Consider the following 776-nt stretch of genomic DNA (forward strand, 5'->3'; position numbering starts at 1 on the left):
GTGCTCGGCCTCGGCAACATCGGCCCGCTCGCGGCCAAGCCCGTGATGGAAGGCAAGGGTTGCCTGTTCAAGAAGTTCGCCGGCATCGACGTGTTCGACATCGAGCTTTCCGAGACCGATCCGGACAAGCTCGTCGAGGCCATCGCCATGCTCGAGCCCACGCTCGGCGGCATCAACCTTGAAGACATCAAGGCGCCCGAGTGCTTCTACATCGAGCAGAAGCTGCGCGAGCGCATGAAGATTCCCGTCTTCCACGACGACCAGCACGGCACGGCCATCATCGCTTCGGCGGCCATCCTCAACGGCCTGAAGGTCGTGGGCAAGGAACTCGGCAACGTGAAGCTCGTGTGCTCGGGCGCGGGCGCGGCGGCCATCGCGTGTCTGGACCTGCTCGTGAAGCTGGGCCTGAAGAAAGAGAACATCCTCGTTGCCGACTCGAAGGGCGTGATCTACGAAGGCCGCGGCAACCTCGATCCGTCGAAGGCGCGCTACGCCGCCAACACCGAGGCGCGTACGCTCGGCGACGCCAGCAAGGGCGCCGACGTGTTCCTCGGCTGCTCGGGCGCCGGCGTGCTCAAGCCCGAGATGGTCAAGGAAATGGGCGACAAGCCGCTGATCCTCGCGCTCGCGAACCCGGAGCCGGAAATCCGCCCGGAAGAAGCGAAGAAGGTGCGCCCGGACGCGATCATCGCCACGGGCCGTTCGGACTATCCGAACCAGGTCAACAACGTGCTGTGCTTCCCGTTCATCTTCCGCGGCGCGCTCGACGTGGGCGC

General features: G+C 65.3%; 1 protein-coding gene. It reads left to right on the forward strand.

Annotated elements, in window-relative coordinates:
- The coding region (locus U5775_RS38895; protein ID WP_322063432.1) for a malic enzyme-like NAD(P)-binding protein at nt 1-776 on the forward strand (776 nt) is incomplete at both ends.

The organism is Paraburkholderia sp. J63 (assembly GCF_905220245.1).
Taxonomy (GTDB): Bacteria; Pseudomonadota; Gammaproteobacteria; order Burkholderiales; family Burkholderiaceae; genus Paraburkholderia.